The organism is Arthrobacter sp. HLT1-20 (assembly GCF_054510895.1).
Genome location: NZ_JBTNDR010000019.1, coordinates 52,526 through 70,385, shown reverse-complemented (window position 1 = coordinate 70,385; position 17,860 = coordinate 52,526). Strand labels below are relative to the sequence as shown.

Here is a 17,860-nt window from a genome sequence, read left to right as displayed (position 1 = left end):
TGGACCAACCCACGAATCTCGTCCCTTGTATAACCTTGCGTAATTGATGACATGGTTGGCTCCTTCAATCAAAAGAAATGAATGACTCACAACCAGCCTGACGTAGAGGGCCAGTGTCAAAGTGGCGCCACATCCGGGCGGAACGGTGCGCAGGCGCAGCGTTTCAGGCCGAGTACAGCTCCCTGACCCACTCCACGCTGGCATCGTGCGGCAGAAAGTACTCGCACTGCCATTTCTGGGTGCGACGGGCCTGGGCACTGGCGGTCACAACATCCGGTGCATAGACACGCAGGGCACGTTTGCCACCTTTTCCGTCCACTGACACCACGCCATGGTGAGCGAGCGCAGCAAGGGGGAACACGAACTGACCCAGCCCCGCACCTGAGGCGACCTGAATGATGAACAGGGAAACGCCGTCGTCCATGTCAAAGGGACGGATGGGACCTGCAACGGAGCGCTGCCACAGGGTGACGAACTGCCCAACCTTGGTGGGGGTGGTCTTGGCAACACGGAAAACCGCGGACCGGCCACCCAGTGTCAGCCGATGCGCGGCATAGTCGGCACTTTCTGGCTCCGGGACAGCATCTGCCCACAACAAGTCAGCCTTGTGCCACTGTTGCTGCGTGCTCTCAGGAATTCTCACGGTCTCCATTGTCCGCCAGAATCCTGCTTCTGCGGCAAGTCATGAAAGAATTGCCGCATGGCTGAAATCATTCCGGGCACAGACACGCCCGCACCCACCACAAGCAACGTTCCCGACAAGCCCGTTTTGGAGGGACTCGAGGAGTCTCTGACCAGGCGCTGGCTGGACGAGGGCACCTACAAGTTCAACCGCGAGACCACCCGTGAGCAGGTGTACTCCATTGACACTCCCCCGCCCACGGCCTCAGGATCCTTGCACGTGGGACACATGTTCTCCTACACGCAGACCGACGTGCTGGCCCGTTTCCAGCGCATGAACGGCAAGAACGTCTTCTACCCCATGGGTTGGGATGACAACGGCCTGCCCACCGAGCGCCGCGTGCAGAACTACTACGGTGTCCGTTGCGACCCGAAGATCACTTACGACGCCGACTACCGCGCACCGGCGACCCCCGCCAAGAACCAGCGCGACTTCGACGTCATCTCACGCAGGAACTTCATTGAACTGTGTGAAGAGCTGGCTGTTGAGGACGAGAAGGTCTTTGAGCACCTGTTCCAGACCTTGGGCCTTTCCGTTGACTGGGACCTGACCTACCGGACCATCGACGACCACTCACGTGCCGTCTCCCAGCGCGGGTTCCTGGAGAACCTGACCGCGGGCGATGCGTACATGGCAGAAGCGCCCACCCTGTGGGATGTCACTTTCCGCACCGCTGTTGCCCAGGCGGAGCTGGAAGACCGCGAAATGCCCGGCGCGTACTACCGCTACCCGTTCTACGCCGAAGACGGCACCAAGATTTACATTGAGACCACGCGCCCGGAACTGCTGGCCGCCTGCTCCGCATTGGTGGCCAACCCGGACGACGAACGTTACAAGCCGCTCTTCGGCAAGAAGGTCACCTCGCCCTTGTTCGGTGTTAAGGTTGAGGTTCGCCCGCACGCCCTGGCCAAGGCCGACAAGGGCTCAGGCATCGCCATGGTGTGCACCTTCGGTGACCTCACCGACGTCATCTGGTGGCGCGAACTGCAGCTGCCCACCCGCGCCATCGTGGGCCGTGACGGCCGCATCCTGGGCGACACCCCCGAGTGGATCACCACAGAGGAAGGCCGCGAGAACTACGCCAAGATTGCCGGCAAGACAGTCTTCAGCGCCAAGGAAAGCGTTGTGGAAATGCTGACCGAAGCAGATCTGCTCGACGGCGAGATCAAGAAGATCATGCACCCCGTGAACTTCTTCGAAAAGGGCGACAAGCCCCTGGAGATCGTCTCCTCCCGCCAGTGGTACATCCGCAACGGTGGCCGCGACGAGGACCGCCGCGAACGCCTCATCAACCGCGGCAAGGACATTGAGTTTCACCCGGCGTTCATGCGCTCGCGCTACGACAACTGGATCTCCGGCTTGAACGGCGACTGGCTCGTTTCACGCCAGCGCTTCTTCGGCGTGCCGGTGCCCGTTTGGTACCCGCTGGACGCGGACGCCAACCCGGACTACGACCACCCGATCCTGCCCACCACCGAGATGCTCCCGGTTGATCCTGCGGCAGATGCGGCTCCGGGCTACACCGAGGAACAGCGCAACGTTGTCGGCGGCTTTGTTGGCGACGCCGACGTGCTGGACACTTGGGCAACGTCCTCCCTGACACCGCAGATTGTAGGCGGTTGGGGCGTTGACGAGGACCTGTTCAGCAAGGTCTACCCCTTCGACCTGCGTCCCCAGGGCCACGACATCATCCGCACCTGGTTGTTCTCCTCCGCCGTGCGCGCCGATGCCCTGCAGGGCACCGCCCCATGGAAGCATGCCGCCATCTCCGGCTGGATCCTTGACCCGGACCGCAAGAAGATGTCCAAGTCAAAGGGCAACGTGGTGGTTCCCACCGACGTGCTCAACGACTTTGGTGCCGACGCCGTCCGTTACTGGGCCGCCTCCGCCAAGCTCGGCGCCGACACCGCCTATGAGATTGCGCAGATGAAGATTGGCCGCCGCCTGGCGATCAAGCTCCTGAACGCCTCCAAGTTTGTGCTGAACCTTGGCGCCACCGAGGCGAACGTGCTCACCGCCGATTCGGCCGTGCTCAGCAACCCGCTGGACCGCGCCCTGCTGGCCCAACTCGCCGAGGTCGTTCGCGCGTCCACGGCAGCGTTTGAGAAGTACGACTACGCCCGGGCCCTGCAGCTCAGCGAAAGCTTCTTCTGGCACTTCACCGACGACTACGTTGAGCTCATCAAGGACCGTGCCTACGGTGCCGCGGGCGACGCCGGACAGGCTTCCGTTTTGGCTGCCCTGGCCACCACGCTGGATTCCCTGCTGCGCCTGTTCGCGCCATTCCTGCCGTTCGCGACGGAGGAAGTGTGGAGCTGGTGGCGCACCGATTCGGTGCACCGTGCCGCGTGGCCGGTTGCCGTTGAAATGCTCGACGGCGACACCACCTTGCTGGCCACCGTGGGTGACGCGTTGAGCGGCATCCGCAAGGCCAAGTCCGAGGCCAAGGTTAAGCAGCGCACCCAGGTGCTCCGCGCCACCGTCACAGCCCGCGAGGTCCAGGCCGCGCAGCTGACGGCCGGCTTGGGCGACTTGAAGGCCGCCTCCAACGCGCTGGAGATCACGATTGCCGTGGGCGAGGACGAACTCACTGTGAGCGATGTGGAGTTGGCGCCGGCCGAGGAGCCCGTACAGGCGTAACCCCCTCTTCAACTGACCCGCAGAAAACGGCGAAAATACGCGCTTTTGGTGCGGTTTTCGGCGTTTTCTGCGGGTCAGTTGCTTAAGGGGGCGCTGGCCAACTTTTTCAGGCCCTTCTTGGGTGGCACCCGCACCGGCTCCGGCCAGCGGGGGCTCAGCTCGTCACCCAGCGTGGTGCCCCGCAATTTGCGGCCAAACAGGGGCAGCACCCATTCGGTGACCCAGACGTGCTGCTCCCGTGTCCACGCCCTGACCCCGCGCGGTGCCCGCAGCGTGTGTTGGGGCACGATGGAGTGGGGCACCTCCAACAATTCCAGTATCTGGGCGGCCAGGTACTTGTGCCCTGCCTTAGACATGTGGAGCCTGTCCGGCGCCCACATGTGCGGATTGGCGTAGGCACCAAACTCCGCATAGTCCACCAGCACTGCGCCATATTGTGTGGCGATGCGACGGACACCGGCGTTGTAGGCGTGGTTCTTGCGGCGCAGTGGTCCAAGGAGCGGCGAGACCTCCACGTCGTATCCGGTGAAGAGCAGTAACGTGGCACCCGTCCGTGCCAGTTCCGCCACAAGATCCTCGTAGAGGGCCAGGATGCTGGCGATCTTTGTGCCCATATCCATCACGTCGTTCCCTCCGCCATAGAGGGTGATGAGGGTAGGCGCCATGGCAACAGCCGGTTCCAGCTGCTCGGCAACAATGTGCCGCAGCCGCTTGCTGCGAATAGCCAGATTGGCGTACTCCCAGCCGGGCGTTTCCCGCGCGAGCCCCTCGGCCACACGGTCGGCCCAGCCCCTGACCCCGTTGGGTAGGTGCTTGCTGGCATCCCCCACTCCTTCGGTGAACGAGTCCCCTAGCGCCACATACCGCCCGGGCGGGCGCCGGGCCGCTCTACGGTTCAAGAGCGCACGACCGGGATCCGCGGGTGGTCTGCAATGGCCCGGCCGTAAATCTCCATCAGCTGCTCACAGAGCACTGGCCAACTGCGACCCTGAACCTGTGCGAAGGCCGCTGCCCCAAACGCTGCACGCTTTGCGTCGTCACCTATGAGGTCCCCGGCGTAGTCCCTGAGCTGGCCTAGATTCCCCGGCGCGTAAAGCCAGCCTGTGCGGGAAGAGTCCACCAGATCAACCGGACCACCCCTGCCCGTGGCGATGACCGGGACGCCGGATGCCATGGCCTCCTGGATGGTCTGGCAGAAAGTTTCCAGCTCGCCCGGATGCACAAAGAGATCGAAGGAGGCCATGGCCACCGCGAGGTCTTCTCCGCCAAGGAAACCGGTAAAGTGCGCCCGGGGAAGCACGGATTCAAGTACCTCGCGCCGTGGCCCCTCACCCACGATGACGACTGTGGTGTTGGGCAGACTGGCGAGCACGGCCAGGTCCTCAACTTGCTTCTCCAGGGCCAGCCGCCCCACATAACCAATGATCTTGTTACCCGGGGGGGCCACTTTCCGGCGGAAGTCCTCGCTGCGCTTGGAGGGGTGGAACCGTTTAGTGTCTACGCCCCTGCGCCACAGCTCCACGCGAGGGATGCCGTGGCCGCGCAGCTTGTTCATGGAGTCCGTGGAGGGGACAAGGGTTTTGCTTGCCGCAGTGTGGATCCTTTCCACCCGCAGCCACGCCCAATTTTCCAGAAACGGCATGCCGTACTTGGCCGCATAGCCTGGGACGTCGGTCTGGTAAACGGCCACCGTGGGGATGTTGAGCGCGGAAGCCGCCCGCACGGCACGCCAGCCAAGGATAAAGGGTGAGGCCAGGTGCACCACATCCGGGCGGAACTCGGCAAGGAGTGATTGCACGCGGGCAACCCCGCCCACGGCAATGCGGATGTTCCGGTAACCCGCCAGCGGAACTGCCGGCAAGCGCCTGACCAGGGCACCCTCCACCACGTCAGGGGCGACCGCCAAGGTGGATGGGGCAATGACCAGCACGGTGTCACCGCGCTCATCCAGGTGTTGCAGGATCTTCAATAGTGAATGGGTCACCCCGTTCATCTCCGGCAGGAACGATTCAGCAACTATTGCAACCTTCACGCCTTAACCATGGCCCGTGCGGCTTGCTGGCGAGGGTCCTTGGCGAAACGCTGCGGTGAAGAGTGGGTGAACAAGTTGATTTTGGGCAAAGGGGAAGCCCCATCGGCTTGTTGCCGTCGGTGGGGCTTCGACTTTCATCCCGCTCTGTGACGATAAGCGGTCTAACGGGTGCCATGAACTTTCAGGACTCTTCACCGCGTCACCGGTGTCAATGAACCTATGCGAGTCTCCCGCCGAAACGGTGACTCATTATCAGACGGTTCAGTCACTGAATTTTTGGTACCTATTAGCCCTTTCCTTGGCGGATTGGGTAAGAACCAGTATGCGCCTGCCCCGAAGGCAAAAACAAGGGCCGGGAAGAAATTACTGTGATGTAATTTCCTCCCGGCCCCGGTTACGATCGCTACCCGAACTGGGGGTCCTCGGTGCGGCTGCGCTTGATCTCAAAGAAGTACGGGAAACTCGCCAAGGTGAGCGTCGCATCCCAGAGCTTGCCAGCCTCTTCGCCGCGCGGGATGCGGGTGATGACGGGGCCAAAGAACGCCGTGTCCTTGAAGGCCACAACAGGGGTCCCCACGTCCTGGCCCACCTTGCTGATGCCCTCGGCATGACTGGCGCGCAGTGCCACATCGTGGGCGTCTGTGGTGGCTGCTGTGGCCAGTTCGGCGGGCAGGCCCACCTCGGCCAGCGCTTTGGCGATGACGAAAGCCATGTCGGTGTTGCCGTTGTTGTGGATCTGGGTGCCCATGGCGTCGTACAGGGGCTTGATGACCTGCTGGCCATGATCCTTGACTGCGGCAATGATCACGCGGACCGGGCCCCACGCCTTGTCCATGCGCTCCCTGTAGATGTCCGGCAGGTCCTGGTTGTTTTCATTGAGCACCGAAAGGCTCATGACGTGCCAGTTAACGCTGATATTGCGTACCTGTTCCACTTCGCCGATCCAACGCGAGGTCACCCATGCATAGGGACAGGCGGGGTCAAACCAAAAATCGGCCTTCTCAGGGGTGGCTGCAACGTTGTCGGACACGTGAAATCTCCTTGGGGTCATGGATTCAAAAAACCAAAAAAGGCACTGGGCCCACAGATCAATCAACCAGCACGGCCGCGGGTCTATTCCACAGCGGGCGGAGGCGCTCTAGGCTGACTTGTTCCTGCGCTTGGCGGCCACGTCATGCGGGATCAGCGTGGGTTCGGCCTTTTTCCCCACGACGGCGGCTGTGATCACCACTGTGGCGATGTCCTCACGGCTGGGCAGGTCAAACATGACCGGCTGGAGCACTTCTTCCAAGATGGCGCGCAGGCCGCGGGCGCCGGTGCCGCGCACCAGTGCCAGATCGGCAATGGCTGCCAGTGCCTCGTCGTCAAACTCAAGGTCGACGCCGTCGAGCGTGAACATCTTTTGGTACTGCTTGACCAGCGCGTTCTTGGGCTCGGTCAGGATCTGGATCAAGGCCGTGCGGTCCAGCTGGGTGACGGTGGTGATGACCGGCAGGCGGCCAATGAACTCCGGAATCAAACCAAATTTGAGCAGGTCCTCGGGCATGACGTCCGCGTAGCTGGCCTCGGTCTGTTTGAGGGCACTGAGCGGGGCACCAAAGCCGATGCCCTTCTTGCCGGCGCGTGAGCCGATGATTTCTTCCAAACCGGCGAACGCGCCAGCCACAATGAACAGCACATTGGTGGTGTCGATCTGGATGAATTCCTGATGCGGATGCTTGCGCCCGCCCTGCGGCGGCACCGAGGCAACCGTGCCCTCAAGAATTTTCAGCAGCGCCTGCTGCACGCCCTCACCGGAAACGTCACGGGTGATGGAGGGGTTCTCGGACTTGCGCGAAATCTTGTCAATCTCGTCAATGTAAATAATGCCCTGTTCGGCCTTCTTCACATCGAAATCGGCGGCCTGGATGAGCTTGAGCAGAATGTTCTCCACGTCCTCGCCCACATACCCGGCCTCCGTCAAAGCGGTGGCGTCGGCCACGGCAAACGGAACGTTCAGGCGCCGGGCCAGGGTCTGCGCCAGGTAGGTTTTGCCACATCCTGTGGGGCCCACCAAAAGGATGTTGGACTTAGCGATCTCAACGTCGTCATGCACGCCGGCGGAAATGGTGGTGCTCTTGACCGCGTGCCCGGACTGAATGCGCTTGTAGTGGTTGTAGACAGCAACAGCGAGGGAGCGCTTGGCCGGCTCCTGGCCAATGACGTACTCCTGCAGGAAGTCAAAGATCTCCCGCGGCTTGGGCAGATCAAAGGCGTCAAGATCGGCGACTTCCGCCAATTCCTCATCAATAATCTCGTTGCACAGTTCGATGCATTCGTCGCAGATGTACACGCCCGGGCCGGCAATGAGTTTGCGAACCTGCTTCTGGCTCTTTCCACAAAAAGAACACTTCAGCAGATCAGTGCTTTCGCCCATCCTGGCCATCGATGTGTCCTTCCGCGAATAACCCGCCGGGGCGAAAGTTATCTCTGAAACTTTATTCATTTCCGGCCGGTGCCGGAAACGTTCTGCAAGCTATGTTCTACTCTAATCCACGCCATGGACATTGCGCGGAAAGCAAACGCCGGAACAAGGGGATGTCGTGTCCCCTGCCCCGGCGATTGCCCCACGTCAGCTAGCGTGTGATGGCTGCTGCCTTCATCTTGCGCGGCGCCAATACTTCATCGATCAAGCCGTATTCCTTGGCCTGGGCAGCCGTGAGGATGTTGTCTCGCTCAATGTCGTTGCTGACCTGCTCCGGCGTGCGGCCGGACAAGTCAGCCAAGGTGTTCTCCAGCCATTCGCGCATGCGCATGACCTCGTTGGCCTGGATCTCCAGATCGGACGCCTGGCCGCCCTGGCCGCCGGACAGTGCCGGCTGGTGGATCAGCACGCGGGCGTTGGGCAGGGCCAAACGCTTGCCGGGGGCGCCGGCTGCGAGCAGCACGGCAGCCGCGGAGGCGGCCTGGCCCAGGCAGACGGTCTGGATTTCCGGGCGGATGAACTGCATGGTGTCGTAAATGGCCGTCATGGCCGTGAACGATCCGCCGGGAGAGTTGATGTAGAGCGTGATGTCACGGTCGGTGTCATCGGCTTCCAACACCAGAAGCTGCGCCATGACGTCGTCAGCCGATGCGTCATCAACCTGAACACCGAGGAAGATGATCCGGTCCTCGAAAAGCTTGGTGTACGGGTCCTGGCGCTTGAAGCCGTAGGGTGTGCGCTCCTCGAACTGCGGGAGCACGTAGCGGCTGGAGGGCAGGTTGCCGGCAGTGTGGCCAAAAGCTGTGCTGCCAAAGTTGTAAGTCATTTTCGGTTGCTCCTGAAATCTAAGTTTCTCTTTGGCTTGCTTTACTTGGCGTTGGTTCCGCCGCCACCGGCAACGGTTCCTGCGTGGCGGGCGATCTTGTCGAAGAAGCCGTACTCCAGGGCCTGCTCGGCCGTGAACCACTTGTCGCGGTCGTTGTCGATGAGGATCTTCTCAACACTCTGACCGGTCTGCTCAGCTGTCAGTTCAGCCATGACCTTCTTCATGTGCAGGATCAGTTCGGCCTGGATCTTGATGTCCGACGCCGTTCCGCCAATGCCGCCTGAAGGCTGGTGCATGAGGATGCGCGCGTTGGGCGTCGCGTAGCGCTTGCCCTTGGTGCCCGAGGAGAGCAGGAACTGGCCCATGGAGGCGGCCAAGCCCGTGGCGACCGTGACGACGTCGTTCGGGATGAACTCCATGGTGTCGTAGATGGCCATGCCGGCCGTCACCGAGCCACCGGGTGAGTTGATGTAAAGGTAGATGTCCTTTTCAGGATCCTCAGCCGAGAGCAGCAGCAGCTGCGAGCAGATCAGGTTGGCGTTGTCATCGCGAACCTCCGAACCCAACCAAATGATGCGTTCTTTGAGCAGGCGGTTGTAGATGTACTGGTCCGAACCGTTCGGGTCCGCGCTAGCCATCGTGGGGGTGGTGTGCTGTGCCATGGTGGGTTTACCTCTCCTTCGTGCGGTCCATTGGGCGGGCCCAACGTAACCATCACTAATGTTCACTACTTGGACAGTAGCCCTTTTTGGCGGCGCTTTGGCGTCCATCAGTACACTGTTCGCTGTAGGCGCACGATACCCGTTCGCCCTGCGCGTAGGGGAATAAAGGGGCCCCGTGGCGGCTCTGAATATGGGCCACAAAAAACCGTTGCCGGCTCCTTCGAGAAGGAACCGGCAACGGTTGGCAAAACTATTTACCCCTGAACGGGGAGCGCACTAGATGCGGGCTTCGCCCGGATCCACAACTGCTGTGGGCTCGATGACGTCGTCTTCGGTGGTCTCTTCTTCCGAAGCAACCGAAACGAAGTCGCTCAGGTCCACTGCAGCGCCGGTGGAATCCTTGACGGATGCCTTGGCCAGAACAGCGGCCAATGCCTTGCGGCGGCGAACTTCTCCGACGATCATGTTGACCTGGCCGGAGGAGTCCAGCATCTGGGCGAACTGGTTCGGGTCCATGCCGTACTGGCTGGCGGAGGAAACAATGTAGTCGATCAGTTCAGCCTGGCTGACGCCGATCTCTTCCTTCTCAGCGATCGCATCGAGGATGATCTCGTTGCGGAAGGCCTTCTCGGTGTTTTCCTTGACCTCGGCGCGGTGCTCCTCGGTGTCGTGCTCTTCGGTGCCGTGTGCGTTCTCCGGCTTGAAGTGCTGCTCCAGCTGATCAGCGATCACGGAGTCAGGAACGGGAACCTCAACGAGCTCAACGAGCTTCTCGAGAACCTTGTCACGGGCCTCAACACCCTGCTCAACAGTCTTGGACTCGGCAGCCTGCTTGGCCAGGTCTTCCTGCAGTTCGGCGATGGTGTCGAACTCGGAAGCCAACTGAGCGAAGTCGTCGTTTGCCTCAGGCAATTCGCGGACCTTCACGGAGGAAACCTTCACGGTCACCTGCGCTTCTTCACCTGCGTGCTCGCCACCGGCGAGCTTGGTGTTGAAAATTGCTTCTTCGCCGGCGGAGAGGCCTGTTGCAGCCTCGTCCAGGCCGTCAAGCATGTTGCCGGCACCGATCTGGTAGGAAAGGTCGGACGCGGAGTCAACGTCTTCGCCGTCGATCTTGGCGGCGATGTCGATGGTGAGGAAGTCACCCTCGACAGCCGGGCGGTCAACAGCGATCAAGGTGCCGAAGCGGGCGCGCAGCTCGTCCAGTGCCTTGATGGCGTCTTCCTCGGAAGCCTCAGCAGCTTCAACCTCAACCTCAAGCCCGGAGTAGTCAGGCAGTTCGATCTCGGGGCGGATGTCCAGTTCAACGTGGAACTTGACGACACCGTCGGTGCCGGAGGGGTCCGGAACTTCGGTGATTTCAACCTCGGGACGGCTCAAGGGGATGAGCTTGTTCTCGACAACAGCTTCCTGGTACCAGCCGTTGAGGCCGGAGTTGATGGCTGTTTCCAGAACGTAGCCACGGCCAACGCGCTGATCGATCAGCGACGTGGGGACTTTGCCCTTACGGAAGCCAGGCACCTGGACCTGCGTGCCAATCGTTTTGTAAGCCTCTTTGATGCTGGGCTTCAATTCCTCAAAAGAAACCTCAACTTCGAGCTTTACCCGAGTAGGTGTGAGGTTTTCGACAGCGCTCTTCACAGCGTGGTACTCCTGATGGTCTGTTGATGGATATATTGGCCCAGCACATGGGCAGTCACTGACCAAACGTGAACCGGATAATGCTGAAGTCGGGGCGACAGGACTCGAACCTGCGGTCTCCTGCTCCCAAAGCAGGCGCGCTAGCCACTACGCTACGCCCCGTAGTTGCCCGAGACAGTCTACGGGCAAAAGTTCCCAGATGCACAATCGGCACTCCCCCGCGTGCCGTTTGCCGTTTTTGCGCACGACGGCGGCCACCCGGGGTTCGTTTGGGCGCGAAAAAGCCCCAGCCAGCTGGCCGGGGCTTTTCATGTGGAGGGGGCGACGGGAATCGAACCCGCGTCATTAGTTTGGAAAACTAAGGCTTTACCATTAAGCTACGCCCCCCTATTTTTCGGCTTGCGGCCGAACAACGCTGTAACCCTATCAACCCTGTTGCCGGTCCTGCAAATCGAGCTGCGGCGGCAATTTTCCGGGATCAGCCGCCTTGGCAGGATGGGCACCAATACAGCTTCCGGCCGCCCAGCTCCTTCATGGCAATGTCGGTGCCGCAATGCCTGCACGGGCGGCCCTCACGCTTGTACACGTAGTGGGCTTCGTCCACAGGAACGTCCTTGTTGGGCCGCACACCGGAAGTGGCAAGCCCCACGCCCACGCCCAGACAGGAGGGCCGGTCCGCCAGCTCGGTGGTGATGATGCGGCCGTCGCGCACGCCGTCGGCCATGATGCGGGCCGTGTCAGCCCACAGCGCCTGCGCCTCCTGGGCCTGCAATCCGGTACCGGGAAGCATCGGGTCCAGGCCCAAACGGAACAAGACCTCGGCACGGTACACATTGCCCACCCCTGCCAGCACTTCCTGTTTCATGAGCTGCAAGGCAATGTTGGTGCTGCTCTTGCGGATGCGGCGGACAAACTCGGCGGCGTCACCTGCTCTGTTGTTCAGCGGATCGGGGCCCAGCTTGTTGCGGGCAACCACAGCCTCGGCAGGCGTGAGAACCTCGCAGGCCGTGGGCCCGCGCAGATCCGCCCAACCATGCTCCGAGACCAGACGGACGCGCACTGCACCCTTGGGCTCGGGCGGACCGTTGTAACGCTCACTTGGCATGCCGTCACCGGCAACTTCCCGCTCGCCGATGCGCCGCGGCGCCCCAATGCCGGAGGCTCCGGCGAAGGTGGAGTCGCCGCCAAAATCCCACGCCCCATAGAGGCCAAGGTGCACGCGCATCACCAGGTCGTGGGAAAAATACAGGAACATTTGCTTGCCATGGGCCTGCGCAGAGTCCAGGACCTGGCCGTCCAGTCTGGCGGCTCCGGCAGCAAACTTCCCCTGCGGGCTGGAGACTGCCAGCCCGGCCCCGCCAAAGACGTCCTGGAACTGCCGCGCCAAGCGGTGCACTGAATGACCCTCGGGCATTGCTCCTCCTGGACATGGTTGGCGTATTGGCGATCAGGCGGGGGCGCCGGCCGGAGAGGCAGGAATGCCCCTCCCGGCCGGCGGCGGAGGAACTGCTAAACGATTTCGCCAGTTGTCTCGTACGCGGCGATCTTGCCAATGCGGCGCACGTGGCGCTCGGCGTCGCTGAACGGCTCGGCCAGGAACGCTTCAATGATCTCCGTGGCTTCATCAACACTGTGCTGGCGGCCACCCACGGCAACCACGTTGGCGTCGTTGTGTTCGCGGGCCAGCTTGGCCGTGGAAAGGTTCCAGGCCAGTGCTGCACGGACGCCCTTGACCTTGTTGGCGGCAATCTGCTCTCCATTGCCGGAGCCGCCCAGCACGATGCCCAGTGCATCCACGCCGGCAGCCTGGTCGGCAACCACTGCGAGCGCCGCGTTGATGCAGAAGGAAGGGTAGTCGTCCTCGGCGTCGTAGGCCTGCGGGCCGTGGTCAACCATGTCGTAGCCCTTGGCGGCCAGGGCTGTGATGAGGTGGGCGCTGAGCTCCATGCCGGCGTGGTCTGTTGCGATGTGAACGCGCATGAGGATTCCTTCGTCTGTGCGGGTGATTACGTCATGCTCAAGCCTACCCATGGCGGCGCCAAGTCCAGCACCGGTCAGTGTTGGCCCGGAGCCTTTCCTGCCCGGCGGTTCAGGATTTGGGCCAGATCGTCGGCAATGTCCAGGTCCGGGGCGCTGACAACCACCCTCCCGCCGTCGTTTTGACGAAGCACGACGGCGGCGCCCGAGTGTGTCAGGTAGCTGACGGAGCCGCTGTGCCTGCGCAGGCCCCAGCCGCCATAGTCCTTGGCAACGATGTCCAGTGAAACTGCAGCGTCCAGCCCCTCGCACGGGGCGATCAGCACGGGCACCACCCCCAACAACTTCACGCGCAGCTGCATCCTGTCCACTTCCACGGTTGCGCAGAGCATGCCCACCACCAGCAGGGCAAGCCCGGCGGACGCGACAAAGATCCAGGGGTTGATCAGCGCCAGAAAAGTGCCCGGCAGGATGCCTGTCAGCAGGATCATGATGATGACGGAACTGCGGGGGTGTAGGAAGTAGGCCAGCTGGTCATTGGCGGCTGTTGGATCCGCCTGGGCCGCCAACGCCTGCGCCATGGCCCTGTCGTCGGCGGCGCTCCACTGCTCAACAGGCTTGAAGGTCATGGCGAGCACCACCCCCATGGCGGCGGCCAGTCCGCAGCCCATGAGGAGCACAAAGCCATCCACCCGTACAGGGGGCAGCCCTCCCTGTGCTCCCTGTCCCAGGAGCGTGGCGACGAAAAGGGTAAAGACAGCCAATTGCAGCGCCACGGCAACACCCAGGAGCACGCGCCGCGCAGTGGACGGCAGGGAAATGCGGGCGCCCTGGCTGCCCAGTCCTGCACCCAGCAGCAGGATCAGCACCACCCCGATCCCCAGGAACAGGGGAACCGGCAGGGGGCTGCCTCCCAGGGGCAGCACCACACCGTTGGGCAACTGTGCCCTGATGAGGAAGCCGCCAAGGAGCAACGCTGCGGAGAGCAGCACGGCAAAAATGATGGCAAACCGCAATGCCCGCGCGTCCATACGCCGATCGCGCGTGGTGCCCTCTCCGCTGCCGTATCCCATAGCTCTAGTTTTTCACTGTTCCGGCAAGGACGTAAGCGTTGACCAGCGCGGCAGCCTCCGCGGCCGTTTCAACATCAGGCATGGAGATGACGTAACTCTGATGGAAGCCCACTTTCATGACAAGGGCCGGTCCGCTGGCCATGATGAAGCCAACGCTGCCGCCGCCCATGCGATAGCCCCAGCCGCCGTAGTCAAGGGCCTTGATGTGTTCTACGGAAGCAGCACGTATTTCCTTCCACTGCAGCGGCATGAGCCTCCAGCGGCCGGCGGCGAGCACCTTGACACCGTCCGGGCCGATGACGGCCGTGCCCGAGCTGAACAACCAGGTGATGGCACCCACCACGACACCGATCAGGGCCAGAATGGGAAAAATGAAGTAGCTGCTGACGGCAACTATGCCACCCAATCCCAGACTGAACGCCCAGGACCACGCACCCATGGACACCTTGATGCGCAGGGTTTCCCCCCTGGCTGCCCGGTCCAGCGCAGCCCGGACAGTCCCTGAAGCAGTGGCCGCATCGTTGGCCGCCAGCACCTCGGGGCTTTGCGAGCGGTCCACCTCGCCGGGCTTGTACAGCCACGCCGCCACGCAAGCCACCACGAACGCCAACCCCACACCGGCAGCCATGGCGGGTCCGGAAAGTTGCGCCTGCGAGGTGTCCACGACGTCCAGCTGCCCGGCCACCACGGCCACAGTCATGGCAAGCGATACGCCACCGATGGCAAGGCCAAAGCCCACACCGATGCGGGCCAGCAGGGTTGACGGGGCCCGCAGCAGCAGCGCCATCGAGGCAATCACGGCGCCAAGTGCCCCCATGCCCACGGCCATCCACGCCGTGCCGGCCAGCGACATCCAGCCGTCCACCTCGTTCCGGCCGTTCCAGTGCGAGGCAAGCTCCTCAGGCAGCCGGTCCGCCACCGTGAGCAGCCAAACAGCCGCCAAAACGCCCAGCAGCAAGGGCCCCACCATCAGGCTAGTCAACCACCGCCGGTTGTACGCCCCCTCCGCCTCAACACCGCGCACTTGCTCCCCCACGAAAAACGCCTCACCTTCACACTTGTCAGCTATCAACTCTCCTGCCAACCCTGCCCCACGCACATGCCCCGATCAAAAGCGGCCCTGTTGGCACCACGGCAGGCTCCGGAGCAGTAACGTGTAAGAATCATTTCAATGTGCCGCCGGACACGCCCACTCAGGGTCCGCGGCTTTGCTCCACCCACCCAATGAACGGAAGGCAATACCTTGCCTGGTATGAATTTGACCCGTGCCGAAGCCATTGAGCGCTCGGCCACCCTCACCGTCAAAAACTATGACGTGACACTTGACCTGACCACCTCGGACACCACCTTCGCCTCCACCACCACGGTGGCGTTCAGCGCAAAGGAGGGATCGGCGTCGTTCATCGACGCGGTAACCTCCGCAGTGCACCAGGTGACCCTCAACGGTGTGGATCTTGACCCTGCCCAGGTGTCCGACGGCGTACGCATCCAGCTGCCCACGCTCGCCGCGGAAAATGTGCTCACCGTCAAAGCCGACGCGCTGTACATGAACACCGGCGAGGGCCTGCACCGGTTTGTGGACCCCGTGGACGGCGAGGTGTACCTCTACAGCCAGTTTGAGGTGCCGGACAGCCGCCGCATGTTTGCCGTGTTTGAGCAGCCCGACCAGAAGGCCCAGTTCACCTTCCACGTGAGCGCGCCTGCGCACTGGGACGTCATCTCCAACTCCCCCACCCCGGCCCCCGAGGCCGCCGGCGAGGGCAAGGCCACCTGGCACTTTGAGCCCACCCTGACCATGTCCAGCTATGTCACGGCCCTGATCGCCGGCCCCTATGAGAGTGTGCGCAGCGAACTGACCAGCTCCGATGGCCGCACCATCCCGCTGGGCGTGTTTGCGCGGAAGTCACTCATGGAATTCATGGACGCGGAAAACGTGTTTGAGCTGACCCGCCAGGGCTTTGAATTCTTCGAAAAGCAGTTCGGCACCCCGTACCCGTTCCCCAAGTACGACCAGCTCTTTGTGCCGGAATTCAACGCCGGCGCCATGGAAAACGCCGGCGCCGTCACGTTCTTGGAAAGCTACGTGTTCCGCTCCAAGGTCACCGACGCCATGGTGGAACGCCGCGCCATCACCATTTTGCACGAACTGGCCCACATGTGGTTTGGCGACCTCGTCACCATGCGCTGGTGGAACGATCTGTGGCTCAACGAGTCCTTCGCCGAGTTCATGTCCACCCTGGCCGCCGCCGAGAACACCCAGTACGTTGACGCCTGGACCACGTTCTCGTCACTGGAGAAGAGCTGGGCCTACCGCCAGGACCAGCTGCCCTCCACCCACCCCATCAAGGCCGAGATCAACGATCTTGAGGATGTGTTGGTCAACTTTGACGGCATCACCTACGCCAAGGGCGCCTCGGTGCTGCGCCAGCTGGTGGCGTGGGTGGGCCAGGAGGAGTTCATGGCCGGTGTGCGCGCCTACTTCGGCAAGCACGCCTGGGGAAACACGGAGCTGCCGGACCTCATGGTGGAGCTGGAGGCCGCCAGTGGCCGCGACCTCTCCGCGTGGACGCAGAAGTGGCTGGAGACGGCCGGTGTCAATACCTTCAAGCCCGCCCTTGAGGTGTCCGACGACGGCACCATCACCTCCTTCGCCATCCTCCAGTCAGCGATTGCCGAGCACCCCACGCTGCGCCCGCACCGTGCAGCCATCGGCTTCTACAACCTGGCCGCCGACGGCGAGGATGCCGGCAAGCTGGTCCGGACCCACCGGGTTGAGCTCGACGTGGACGGCGCATCCACATCCGTTCCGGAGTTGGTTGGCATGCAGCGCCCGGCCCTGATCCTGCTCAATGACGACGACCTGGCCTACGCCAAGATCCGCCTCGATGCCGTCTCCTTGGCCACGGCCAAGGCACACCTGCAGGACTTCAAGGAATCGCTGCCGCGGACCCTTGTCTCGGCATCGGCCTGGGATGCCACGCGCGACGGCGAAACCCCGGCCCGCGAATACGTCGAGTTTGTGCTGGCCACGATTGGCCAGGAATCCGATTCCACCGTCATCATGGTGCTGCTGCGCCAGCTGGCCACCGCACTGGGGTACTACGTTGCCCCGGAGCACCAGAAAGCCACCGCAGTGGCTGCCGCCGACTCCCTCTGGGCGCTGGCGCAATCGGCAGTGGCCGGCTCCGACGCGCAGTTGCAGTTCGTCAAGGCCTTCGCCGCGCACGCGCAGTCCGGTGCGCAGCTGGATCTGGTCCAGGCCCTGCTGGACGGGGACCAGGAACTGGACTCACTGACACTGGACACTGACATGCGCTGGGAATTCCTGACCTCCCTGGCGGCCGGCAGCCGGGCAAACGGTGCCGTCATTGACGCCGCCCTGGCGTTGGACAACACCCAGACCGGACAGCTCGCGGCAGCAACCGCACACGCGGCCACCCCCACGGCCGGGGCTAAGGCTGGGACCTGGGAGTCCGTCGTCGTACAAGGTGATGCAGCAAACTCGATCCAGCGCGCAGCCATCGCGGGCTTCACCAAGGTTTGGGACACAAGCCTGCTGGAACCGTATGTGGGCGCGTACTTTGCCGCGATCGAGCGGGTCTGGGCGGAGAAGTCCTACGAGATCAGCTCCACCATCATCACCGGGCTCTACCCCTCCCAGCTCATCTCGGAGGCCACAGTGGAAGCCACGGATGCGTTCCTGGCTGCGTTGGGCGACGCAACCCCGGCACTGCGGCGTTTGCTGGTGGAGAGCCGGGACGGCGTGGTGCGGGCGCTGAAGGCGCAGGCCGCCGACCACTAGCTTTTCACCTAAAAAGCCTCCCGCGGCCGGTACTCTTTGCCAGTTGCGGGAGGCTTTTTGA

The 17,860-nt window shown here is 62.7% G+C and carries 14 protein-coding genes and 2 tRNA genes; 2 read left to right on the top strand and 14 right to left on the bottom strand.

Annotated elements, in window-relative coordinates:
* Positions 1 to 163: 163 nt before the first annotated feature.
* Entirely contained in the window at positions 164 to 643 is a 480-nt protein-coding gene (locus tag ACX80Q_RS11750; RefSeq protein ID WP_459330714.1) for a MepB family protein, read from the bottom strand.
* Between the two features lie 57 nt (positions 644 to 700).
* On the opposite strand from ACX80Q_RS11750, the gene valS reads away from it, so the two are divergent.
* Positions 701 to 3,322: a valine--tRNA ligase gene (valS, locus tag ACX80Q_RS11745; RefSeq protein ID WP_459330713.1), complete on the top strand. Its 2,622-nt coding sequence runs from the start codon at positions 701 to 703 to the stop codon at positions 3,320 to 3,322.
* 74 nt (positions 3,323 to 3,396) lie between these two features.
* On the opposite strand, the gene ACX80Q_RS11740 is transcribed toward valS, so the two are convergent.
* From ACX80Q_RS11740 to ACX80Q_RS11680, 13 genes are all read right to left on the bottom strand, one after another.
* Positions 3,397 to 4,221, bottom strand: a complete 825-nt coding sequence (locus tag ACX80Q_RS11740) for an SGNH/GDSL hydrolase family protein (RefSeq protein WP_459330712.1) — start codon at positions 4,219 to 4,221, stop codon at positions 3,397 to 3,399.
* Complete coding sequence (locus ACX80Q_RS11735) at positions 4,218 to 5,354, bottom strand: glycosyltransferase family 4 protein (RefSeq protein WP_459330711.1); 1,137 nt, start codon at positions 5,352 to 5,354, stop codon at positions 4,218 to 4,220. The genes ACX80Q_RS11740 and ACX80Q_RS11735 overlap by 4 nt, the downstream gene beginning before the upstream one ends.
* Positions 5,355 to 5,757: 403 nt before the next feature.
* Positions 5,758 to 6,384, bottom strand: coding sequence for a mycothiol-dependent nitroreductase Rv2466c family protein (locus tag ACX80Q_RS11730; RefSeq protein ID WP_459330710.1), 627 nt, complete (start codon positions 6,382 to 6,384; stop codon positions 5,758 to 5,760).
* Between the two features lie 108 nt (positions 6,385 to 6,492).
* A complete protein-coding gene (clpX, locus tag ACX80Q_RS11725; protein WP_459330709.1) occupies positions 6,493 to 7,779 on the bottom strand; it encodes an ATP-dependent Clp protease ATP-binding subunit ClpX in 1,287 nt (428 codons plus the stop codon).
* A 190-nt stretch (positions 7,780 to 7,969) separates the two neighbouring features.
* Positions 7,970 to 8,644 (bottom strand): ATP-dependent Clp protease proteolytic subunit, encoded by a 675-nt coding sequence (locus ACX80Q_RS11720; RefSeq protein WP_459330708.1) that lies wholly within the window; start codon positions 8,642 to 8,644, stop codon positions 7,970 to 7,972.
* A 41-nt stretch (positions 8,645 to 8,685) separates the two neighbouring features.
* Positions 8,686 to 9,306, bottom strand: coding sequence for an ATP-dependent Clp protease proteolytic subunit (locus ACX80Q_RS11715; RefSeq protein WP_459330707.1), 621 nt, complete (start codon positions 9,304 to 9,306; stop codon positions 8,686 to 8,688).
* A gap of 276 nt (positions 9,307 to 9,582) precedes the next feature.
* Positions 9,583 to 10,947, bottom strand: a complete 1,365-nt coding sequence (gene tig, locus ACX80Q_RS11710) for a trigger factor (protein WP_459330706.1) — start codon at positions 10,945 to 10,947, stop codon at positions 9,583 to 9,585.
* Between the two features lie 89 nt (positions 10,948 to 11,036).
* A tRNA-Pro gene (locus tag ACX80Q_RS11705) sits at positions 11,037 to 11,109 on the bottom strand.
* A 151-nt stretch (positions 11,110 to 11,260) separates the two neighbouring features.
* Positions 11,261 to 11,334, bottom strand: a tRNA-Gly gene (locus ACX80Q_RS11700).
* Between the two features lie 91 nt (positions 11,335 to 11,425).
* The gene (locus ACX80Q_RS11695; protein WP_459330705.1) at positions 11,426 to 12,361 is read right to left on the bottom strand and encodes an Fpg/Nei family DNA glycosylase; all 936 of its coding nucleotides are present in this window, start codon (positions 12,359 to 12,361) and stop codon (positions 11,426 to 11,428) included.
* 95 nt (positions 12,362 to 12,456) lie between these two features.
* Positions 12,457 to 12,927 (bottom strand): ribose-5-phosphate isomerase, encoded by a 471-nt coding sequence (locus ACX80Q_RS11690; RefSeq protein WP_459330704.1) that lies wholly within the window; start codon positions 12,925 to 12,927, stop codon positions 12,457 to 12,459.
* Positions 12,928 to 13,001: 74 nt separating this feature from the next.
* A complete protein-coding gene (locus ACX80Q_RS11685) occupies positions 13,002 to 13,997 on the bottom strand; it encodes a hypothetical protein (RefSeq protein ID WP_459330703.1) in 996 nt (331 codons plus the stop codon).
* A 4-nt stretch (positions 13,998 to 14,001) separates the two neighbouring features.
* The gene (locus ACX80Q_RS11680) at positions 14,002 to 15,033 is read right to left on the bottom strand and encodes a DUF1648 domain-containing protein (protein ID WP_459330702.1); all 1,032 of its coding nucleotides are present in this window, start codon (positions 15,031 to 15,033) and stop codon (positions 14,002 to 14,004) included.
* A 216-nt stretch (positions 15,034 to 15,249) separates the two neighbouring features.
* Here ACX80Q_RS11680 and pepN point away from each other — a divergent pair, with 216 nt between their 5' ends.
* On the top strand, positions 15,250 to 17,799 hold the full coding sequence (gene pepN, locus ACX80Q_RS11675) for an aminopeptidase N (RefSeq protein WP_459330701.1): 2,550 nt from the start codon (positions 15,250 to 15,252) through the stop codon (positions 17,797 to 17,799).
* Positions 17,800 to 17,860: the final 61 nt, after the last annotated feature.